This is a genomic window from Stutzerimonas stutzeri (genome assembly GCF_024448935.1).
In the GTDB taxonomy this organism is placed as follows: Bacteria; Pseudomonadota; Gammaproteobacteria; order Pseudomonadales; family Pseudomonadaceae; genus Stutzerimonas; species Stutzerimonas stutzeri_AO.
Map to the genome: position 1 here is coordinate 107,475 of NZ_JAMOIE010000004.1, position 8,722 is coordinate 116,196.

An 8,722-nucleotide genomic window follows, 5' to 3' on the forward strand; every position below is an offset into this window, starting at 1 on the left:
TCCACACGACAGCCCGTCGGTGATTCCGCCCCAACGGCATCGTTTCTTGCAACTCTGCAGCGGTCGCGAACACTAAAAATCTGATAGCACGCACGCCGTACACCCTGCCGCATGGCAGCGGGCGGGTCAGGAGCAGCTGCCGCAGCGCGGCGCAGAGATCAGGAAGAACCACCACGGCGGCGTTTTCGAACACCGAAGCAGGAGATTTCCAATGAGAGCCCTTCGCTGGCACGGTAAGCACGACATTCGCTGCGACAACCACGTACCCGATCCGTCGATAGAAGATCCCCGTGATGCCATCATCAAGGTATCGTCCTGTGCCATCTGTGGCTCCGACCTGCACCTGTATGATGGCTTCATGCCCGGCATGCAGCACGGCGACATCCTGGGCCACGAGTTCATGGGCGAGGTGATGGAAGTCGGTTCGGCGAACAAGAAGCTCAAGGTCGGCGATCGCGTGGTGGTGCCCTTCACCATCGTCTGCGGTGAGTGCGATCAGTGCCGGCGCGGCAATTTCTCCGTCTGCGAGCGCACCAACCGCAACAAGGACATGGCCGACAAGGTCTTCGGCCACACCCCCGCCGGCCTCTATGGCTACACCCACCTCACCGGTGGCTATGCCGGCGGCCAGGCCGAGTTCGTCCGTGTGCCCTATGCCGACGTCGGCCCGGTGGTGATCCCTGATGGCCTGACGGACGAACAGGTGCTGTTCCTCGGCGACATCCTGCCCACCGGCTGGCAGGCCGCGGCGCAATGTGACATCCAGCCCACCGACACGGTGACCGTCTGGGGTGCAGGTCCGGTCGGCCAGTTCGCCATCCGCAGCGCGATCATGATGGGTGCCGAGCAGGTCATCTGCATCGACAACGTGCCCGAGCGGCTGTCCATGGCGCGTGCCGGCGGCGCCATTACCATCAATTTCGATGAAGAAAGCGTGCTCGAACGACTCAAGGAGCTGACCCGTGGCAAGGGCCCGGAAAAGTGCATCGACTCGGTGGGCATGGAGGCGCATGCCGCGCGTTCCATTGACTCCATGTACGACCGCGCCAAGCAGGCACTGATGATGGAAACCGACCGTCCCCATGTCCTGCGCGAGATGATCTATGTCTGCCGCCCGGCCGGGATCATTTCCATTCCCGGCGTCTATGGCGGGCTGATCGACAAGATCCCGTTCGGCGCGGCGATGAACAAGGGGCTGACCTTCCGCATGGGCCAGACCCACGTCAACCGCTGGACCGACGATCTGCTCAGGCGCATCCAGGAAGGCGAGATCGACCCCAGCTTCGTCATCACCCACAGCGTCAGCCTCGAGCAGGGGCCGGAGATGTACAAGACCTTTCGCGACAAGCACGACGGTTGCATCAAGGTGGTTCTCAAACCCTGAGCCAGACCCTGTGAAAACGACTGCGCTTGGTCATGCTGCGTCGAAGGCAGGCGGGCGACCCGCCCGGTCAGACGCTGATTTACAAGCGCCGTTGTCTTTGCTGTCTGCCTTGCCTGTCCTGCGCGGGCTACGTTTCCCAGGGCTTGCCAGTGCCGTGTTTCGAGAAGCGGCTGTAAAGAGGAGGTTTTCATGAGCGTTCCACACCGCGTTACCCGCCCCAACCATTCCGCCCGGACGCTGGCCCGTGGCCTTGGCTGGTTCAGTATCGGCCTGGGCATTGTGCAGTTGACCATGCCCGGCAAGCTGGCGCGCTTTCTCGGCGTGCCCGACCACGAGGGGCTGATCCGCGCCTGCGGTGCCCGTGAAGTGGCCGCCGGTATCGGCCTGTTGCTGAGTGACGATCCCAGGCCTTGGATCTACGGTCGCATCGGCGGCGATGCCCTGGACCTTGTCGGCCTGGGCTTGAGCATCGAGAACGGCACCGAGCAGGCCAACGCAGCCATTGCGGCGGGCGCTGTGGCCGGCATCACTGCGCTGGACATCTCCTGTGCAAAAGGGTTGGCGAGCGAAGGCCAGCTGGTGACGGAATGGGATTACAGCGACCGCAGTGGCTTCCCGCAGGGGGTTGAGGCCATGCGTGGTCGAATCGAGGCGGAGTTTGCCGCAGGGCGTGCCGAGCCGAATGGGTACAGTCCGTCGACGATGTTGCATTGAGGTTGGGTGCTAAGTGCGGCGCTGGAATGGTCAGAACGTAGGATCGGCGGAGCCCTTCGCGCGTGGTCGATGGGTTGCACCCATCCTACGGCTGCGCGCATGGTTGATGGGTTGGGCCCATCCTGCGAGCTGCGTTCGGAATCGCTCATTTCACCGGGATTCGATTCGTCCCCAGGGCTTGCGGCAACCCGCGAATAGCCGATTTTTCTGCTAAGGTTTGCCGCCGGCTCGTTCCGGCCACCGCCGTTCCCGCGCCGCCAGCCTGCTGCCGGCGAGCCTGCCGATGAGAATCCATGTCCGCCGTCGTCAATGTCGTCCTGCCGGTTTTCGCGCTGATCCTGCTGGGTTTCATCTGTCGCCGTACCGGACGCATGGGGCCGACCGGCGCCTCCGAGCTGAACCGTTTCGTGGTCTGGCTGGGGTTGCCAGCGCTGCTGTTCAGCGTCGTCGCCAATTCCACTTGGCAGCAGCTTTGGCAGCCAGGCTTCATCACGGCGTTCTCGGTGGGCTGCCTCGGTGTCTTCGGCTTCACGCTGGGTTATCGACTGTTGCAAAAGCAGCCGCTGGCCGACGCCAGTCTCGATGCGCTGGGCGCGTCCTATGCCAATACTGGCTACATCGGCATTCCGCTGTGCATGTTGGTGCTCGGCGACGAAGCGCTGCAGCCGGCCATGGTGGCGTCGATCATCGTCGTCTGTGTGCTGTTCGCCATTGCCCTGGCCTGCGTGGAAACCGGATTGCACGCCGGGCAGGGCTTCAACCAGACGTTGCGAAAGGTCAGTGTCGCGCTGCTGCGTAATCCGCTGGTGGTGGCGCCCCTGCTGGGTGGGTTATGGGCGGCGAGCGGGTTGGAGCTGCCGGTGCCGGTGGCGACGCTGCTGACGTTGCTGGGCGCGGCGGCGGCGCCCTGCGCGTTGGTTTCGCTGGGGTTGTTCCTGGCGCAACCGCAGCCGGGTGGCACGGTGAGCGGTGTCTGGCCGCTGGTCACGCTGAAGCTGGTGGTGCAGCCGCTGATCACCTGGTATCTGGCTTTTCAGGTGTTCGAGTTGCCCGCGCTCTGGGCCTACTCGGCGCTGCTGCTGAGCGCGCTGCCCACCGGTACCGGGCCCTATATGCTCGCCGAGTTCTATGGCCGCGAGGCCTCGCGGGTGTCGCGCGTGGTGCTGTATTCCACGCTGGGCTCGCTGCTGACCTTGTCGGCATGCCTGGTTCTGTTGCCCGTGTAGCCTCCAGCGTCTGCTTGGGGTTGAATTGGGTTTCACCCGTCTACGGACGGCAGTGGGCAGTGGGGTGACGGGCTTCCTGTCCAGCAGTCGGCGCCGCGTAGGATGGGTGCAACCCATCAACCCATACAATGCGCCGCGTCGATCACGCTGACGGCCGGGTTACTTCCAGCACCACCGCGGCGATGCGGTCGCACTGGATATAGGCACCATCGAGCAATTCCTCGCCGAATACATCCGGGTCCACTTCACGATAGCTCCATTGCAGCCCGCGTCCTTCCAGGCGCTGGCTGACTTCGCGGAGAAAAGGGTCCTGGTTGCTCACCATCGCCACCCCGGTGTAGAGCAGCAGTGTGCCGCATGGGGCCAGACGTTCCAGCGCGTTGTCGAAGATCGCCAGCGACAACCCGGCGCCCAGCGGACCGCCGCCGTGGCGGTAGGCGCGCTCGCCCGGATCGACCAGATAGGGCGGGTTGGCCAGGATCAAATCGAATTCGCCCTCGACACCGTTTAGCAGATCGCTGTGTCGAGCCGCCAGGTTGTCAGCGCCCGCCAAGGCCGCGTTGATGCGCGTCAGGCGCAGCGCCGACGGATTGATATCCACGGCCAGTACTTCAGCCTGTGGCCGCGCCAGCGCGGTGAGGACGGCGCCGGCACCGGAGCCGCAGCCAACATCCACGACGCGGCCGATATGGCCTGGATGATTGTTCAGGTGCGCCTGGATGGCATGGGCGAAACGGTAGGTGTCCGGGCCGAAGAACACCGCGTCTGGTGCATCGGTGGGGTAAGCCGAATGCACGAACAGCTGGCCGTCGAGACTCGACAGCCGCACCCGACTGCGCCAGCGTGAGTCGCTGGGGGCAAGCACGCCGGCTTGATCCATCAGGCTGAAAGTTGCCGGCGGCAGCAGTTCATGCTGGAACGGCCGGCTCCAGCCGAACACACCTTCCAGATCTCTAGCCAGCTGGTTTTCCACCCGCGCGTTGACCCGCTCGTGCGTCAGCGGCGTGGGGGTGATGAAGTGATAACCGCGCTCGCGCAATGCCTGGGCCAGGTGCAGCAGCGCGCGGTCCTGGGCAGTTTCCGTGGTCATGTCAGATTCCCTGGCGAGTTCGCCTCAGTTGAACAATCCGGTGAAGATGCGGGTGGCCAGCAGTCCGGCCGCGCTGTGATGGCGCGTCGGTGCCAACAGCGGCAGGAGGTGGCGCATGCGTGCTTCACGCGTGGGCAGCTGTGTCAGTTGCTGTTCGAGCAGCAAGGTTTCCTGATCGAAGTCGCTGACGGGCTGGCCCTGCTGCACCAGCGCCGGCTTTGCCGGCCGCTCGGTAGACGACCGTCGACGGCTGCTGAACGGCACTTGGCGTTGTGCAAGCGACGGCTGCGGCTTGCCACGGGTGGGCGCCTGCTCGGCCAGCCAGTCGCCAGCGATCCAGTCGTGAATCAGTTGCTGCTCGTGGGCGCTGAACACGCCGAACATCGGGGCCTGTTCGCCGGTAATCAGCTGCCAGAACCGGCTGTGCTGTGGGTCTTGGTGACGCTTGATCCAGCTGCGGCGCTGCAGCGTCTCGATGAATTGCGGGATCTGTTCCGGCTCGGCCAGCCATTGGTTCACGGTACGCCCATCGAAGCGGCAGTAGTCCGAATGCACGAACTGGCCGACGCCGGCCTTTTTCTCCAGCACGCGCAGCACTTCCTGCTCGGGCTCGAAACCGCCAATCACCGAAAGCGTGCTCGCCCCCAGCTCATTCAGGCGATAGCCGTTCATGACTCGTCGGTAGAATGCTTCGCCGTCGCCCACCTGCGGCCAGGCTGCAAGCAAGCCTTGAATGGCCTTCTTCGCATGGCCGTTGTCGGCGTTGTCGACCGTCACGTGCAAGGTGAAGTAATAGGGGTCGACGCCCAGCTCGGAGAGCTCGTAGGCGCTGATCAAGAGGTGCAGCGGGAGCTGTTCGTAGCCGAGGTTGAAACCGATCACCTCCGGCAGGAACTGCTCGGCGTGCTCGGCCAGCGCCAGCTGGATGGCTCCTTGGACGAAGTTGTCGTCATCCAGCGTCTGCCAGTCGTCACAGCCCTGGCTGGCGAGCAGCTTGCGATAAAGCACCACGTGGTTCTTTTCCGGCTGACCTTCGCCCAGCTCCTCGAGATAGGTCTGGATCAGCGACGTGAAGCGCGCATCGTCCCAGCGCTGCAGCAGGCCATAGAGCCAGGCGCCATCGACCAGTTTGGTCGGCGCTACAGCGCGCAGGAAATGCAGCGCATGAGCCTTGCTGGTGAAGTAGCGACGTGGCCCGCCGGCGCGGCGTTCGTCGAGGTAGGCCTGATACTGCCCGCCGACCTTTGCCGTGTGTGCGTCCAGACAAGCCCCGAGCCCGGCTGGGTCGTGCGGCAGGTCGCAGGGCAGCGCTGAGGCTTCGTCCAGCTGTGCATTGAGGTAGTCAGCGGCGCGATTGCGCACGGCTGCGTCATCGGGGGCGTCGAGCAGGGCGAAGTAAAGTGCCCTGGAAGGCGCTGCCACCTCACAGGTCACAGGCGTGGTATCGACGGGCAGGCTTCGAGTCAGTTGCATAGATTCACACGGTGGCAGTGGGGAAACCCCCAGATGATTTTTTGGCCGTCGCTGTACCGGATTAGTTCAGCGCGCCTGCCGAATGGCCGGCCATCTCGGCAGATTTGCATGCAACTTCTGCGATCGCGCGTCTTCCTAACCTATAGAGATGCCGAGTAGAGGTGCCGAGCGGTGTCCGAACGAGCAACCAGACGGAGGTCCCATGAATCAATCCGAACGCGGCAAGGAAAACCTGGAAACGATCAACGATCGCAACGATGAGCGCATCGACCAGGCGGACAGGACCAGCAATGGCGAAGCCGCTGGCGGTGATCGTGACGACGTCCCAGGCGGCGCCTACAACGTCCCGCCGGGCATGGCCGATGCGGTCAGCGATGAAGATGCGTTGAAGCGCAACGACCAGGATCGCCCCGAGGGCTAGTCAGGGTTGCGGAGCAGAGCCTCGGCCCCGCTCCGCTAGCTGAACAGATAGTTGGCGAAGGCCCTTGCGAAATCCCAACTCACCGCAGCGAGATCGACATGAAACGATGTGGACGGCGGTGCCTGTTGCACAATTATATGGATAGCCATATAGTGGGTTGCCATTAACATTATCGGAGTCAGAACATGAGCACTTTATATTCCACTACGGTCAACGCGGTCGGCGGGCGCAATGGCACGGTCAAAAGCGACGACGGGCTTCTGGACCTTGGGCTTGCGATGCCGGGTAGCCTGGGTGGCAAGGGTGGCGCGACCAATCCCGAGCAGCTCTTTGCCGCCGGTTATGCCGCCTGCTTCGGCAATGCGGTGATCCACGTCACCCGCAATAAGGAACAGAAGATCAAGGATGACGATGTCGAGGTGGCGGCCACCGTCGGCCTGGAACCCAACGGAAACGGCGGATTCGCGCTTACGGTCGCGCTGGAGGTCACGCTTGCCGGCGTTGACCAGCCGACAGCGGAGGCGTTGGTCGCGCAGGCACATGAAGTTTGCCCGTATTCCAACGCGACGCGCGGCAATGTCGATGTGGCGCTGAGCGTGAGGACGCGATGAGCGACACCCGGCACGCGAGCGGTGCCGGGGACTGGCTTCGCCTCGACCGGCAGATCTGCTTCCCCCTTTACGCGGCGACCAACCTGATGCAACGGCTGTATCGTCCGCTGCTGACGCCGCTGGGGCTGACCTATTCGCAATACCTGGTGCTGCTTCTGCTGTGGGAGCGGGAAAGCGCGACGGTCGGCGAATTGCGCGATTGCCTCCATCTTGATGCCGGGACCATCACGCCGCTGCTCAAGCGCATGGAGCGCGGCGGTCTCGTCACCCGCAGTCGGGACCGACAGGACGAGCGCCGTGTGATCATTGCATTGACCCCGCACGCCAGCCAGTTGCGCGAGCAGGCCCGGCAGATTCCCGAAACCCTCGCGGCCCGGATCGGTCTGAACGACGTGGCGGGCGCGGACCTTCATGGCCTGACCACGTCGCTGGTCAAACGGCTGCACATCGTGCTCGACCGCTGACGGTCACGGCGCTGTTCAACAACACGACACCTGCATGACGAGGTTCAACATCCAGCACACGCGTCTGCCCTGCCGGGCGCCATGACACCAGATAGGCGGCATCGAGGGCGATCACCCTCGATCCCCGAACAGGAGGCACCAATGTCATCGCTTGAGACCCAATTCCTTCCCCTGACCGAACATCATGACCGCTATGACGCGATCGACCCGCGCACGGCGCTGAAAGACAGCGCGTCGGGCAAGGTCATCTTCATCACCGGGGCGTCACGGGGAATCGGCCGGGCCACCGCTGTCGCCTTCGCCGAGGCGGGCGCACGGGCGGTCTATCTGACCGCACGCTCAGAGCGGGCGCTCGAAGAGACCCGAGACATGCTCCGACAGGCGAACCCGAACACGCAATGCGGATGGTCGGCCTGCGACGTCACCAGCGCGGCCCAGGTCGAAGCCGCCGTTGCCGACTGCGTGGCGAAATTCGGGGGCATCGACGTGGCCGATGCGAATGCCGGCTATCTCGACCACTGGGCCAGGATCGGCGAATCCGATCCGGAAAGCTGGTGGCACAGCTGGGAAGTGCACGTGAGAGGGGCCTATCATGTGATCCGCTTCTGCATGCCCCCTCTCATCGAGTCGGCGAAAAGGCGGGCCGACGACGGATCGAGCGGCGGTCATCTGATACTGCTGTCGTCGGTGGGTGCGCAGATGCTGGCCCCGACGGCATCCGATTACCAGACCTCCAAGCACGCGATCAACCGCCTGTGCGAATTCGTCAATCTGGATCATGGCGAAGACGGCATCAAATGCTTTGCCATCCATCCGGGCGGCGTGGCCACCGCGCTGGGTCGGAACATGCCCGAGGAAATGCACGCCTATCTCACCGACAGCCCCGATCTGGCCGCCGGCTTTGTCGTCTGGCTGGCCTCGGGCAAGGCGGACTGGGCCAAAGGCCGCTATCTCAGCGCGAACTGGGATGTCGAGGAACTGACCTCGCGCCGGGACGAGATCCTCAGGGACGATCTGTTGGTGAACCGCCTGCGGACCAAGGCGTGACAGGGGGCGCCGCGTGCCTCGCATCGGTGGGCGGCGTCCCGGGGCCATGACCGCGTGGACAAGCAAAGCGTTGTCCACCCTTGTCACCGCTCCCGCCTGCCCTATCGAAGCCTCGCCGTTTCGTAGCGTGGAAAACGGCGGAGCCTTTTCCACGCGCCAGGTCCGGGCTACCTCTGGACGGGGCAGCGATGAACCATTGGGTTTTCGCGGTGATTTGTGCAGCGGTTAAAACAGATAACGGAGTTAGCGGACGGAAAAAGGGCCGAATAAATAAATCTGTCCCCTTTTCTCA

General features: G+C 63.8%; 9 protein-coding genes. 7 read left to right on the top strand and 2 right to left on the bottom strand.

Going from position 1 to position 8,722, the window contains the following annotated elements; genetic code table 11:
- The first annotated feature begins 211 nt into the window (after positions 1–211).
- The 3 genes from NA637_RS02270 to NA637_RS02280 all read left to right on the top strand — a co-directional run bounded on the left by NA637_RS02270 (position 212) and on the right by NA637_RS02280 (position 3,324).
- Positions 212–1,384 carry a zinc-dependent alcohol dehydrogenase gene (locus NA637_RS02270; protein ID WP_256070811.1) on the top strand — a complete coding sequence of 391 codons (1,173 nt, stop codon included), beginning with the start codon at positions 212–214 and terminating at the stop codon, positions 1,382–1,384.
- Positions 1,385–1,573: 189 nt separating this feature from the next.
- Positions 1,574–2,098 carry a transcriptional regulator gene (locus NA637_RS02275; RefSeq protein ID WP_256070812.1) on the top strand — a complete coding sequence of 175 codons (525 nt, stop codon included), beginning with the start codon at positions 1,574–1,576 and terminating at the stop codon, positions 2,096–2,098.
- Between the two features lie 293 nt (positions 2,099–2,391).
- Entirely contained in the window at positions 2,392–3,324 is a 933-nt protein-coding gene (locus NA637_RS02280) for an AEC family transporter (protein WP_256070813.1), read from the top strand.
- Between the two features lie 142 nt (positions 3,325–3,466).
- Here NA637_RS02280 and NA637_RS02285 read toward each other — a convergent pair whose 3' ends face one another.
- Positions 3,467–4,414: a methyltransferase gene (locus NA637_RS02285; protein WP_256070815.1), complete on the bottom strand. Its 948-nt coding sequence runs from the start codon at positions 4,412–4,414 to the stop codon at positions 3,467–3,469.
- Between the two features lie 24 nt (positions 4,415–4,438).
- On the bottom strand, positions 4,439–5,887 hold the full coding sequence (locus NA637_RS02290; protein ID WP_256070817.1) for an iron-containing redox enzyme family protein: 1,449 nt from the start codon (positions 5,885–5,887) through the stop codon (positions 4,439–4,441).
- A gap of 202 nt (positions 5,888–6,089) precedes the next feature.
- Between NA637_RS02290 and NA637_RS02295 the strand changes: the two genes are divergently transcribed.
- The 4 genes from NA637_RS02295 (at position 6,090) to NA637_RS02310 (ending at position 8,430) form a co-directional block, all read left to right on the top strand.
- Positions 6,090–6,308, top strand: coding sequence for a hypothetical protein (locus tag NA637_RS02295; RefSeq protein WP_256070818.1), 219 nt, complete (start codon positions 6,090–6,092; stop codon positions 6,306–6,308).
- Positions 6,309–6,493: 185 nt separating this feature from the next.
- The gene (locus NA637_RS02300; RefSeq protein WP_256070819.1) at positions 6,494–6,919 is read left to right on the top strand and encodes an organic hydroperoxide resistance protein; all 426 of its coding nucleotides are present in this window, start codon (positions 6,494–6,496) and stop codon (positions 6,917–6,919) included.
- Positions 6,916–7,383 carry a MarR family winged helix-turn-helix transcriptional regulator gene (locus NA637_RS02305; RefSeq protein ID WP_256070820.1) on the top strand — a complete coding sequence of 156 codons (468 nt, stop codon included), beginning with the start codon at positions 6,916–6,918 and terminating at the stop codon, positions 7,381–7,383. The genes NA637_RS02300 and NA637_RS02305 overlap by 4 nt, the downstream gene beginning before the upstream one ends.
- 141 nt (positions 7,384–7,524) lie before the next feature.
- Positions 7,525–8,430, top strand: a complete 906-nt coding sequence (locus tag NA637_RS02310; protein ID WP_256070821.1) for an SDR family NAD(P)-dependent oxidoreductase — start codon at positions 7,525–7,527, stop codon at positions 8,428–8,430.
- The last annotated feature ends 292 nt before the right edge of the window (positions 8,431–8,722 follow it).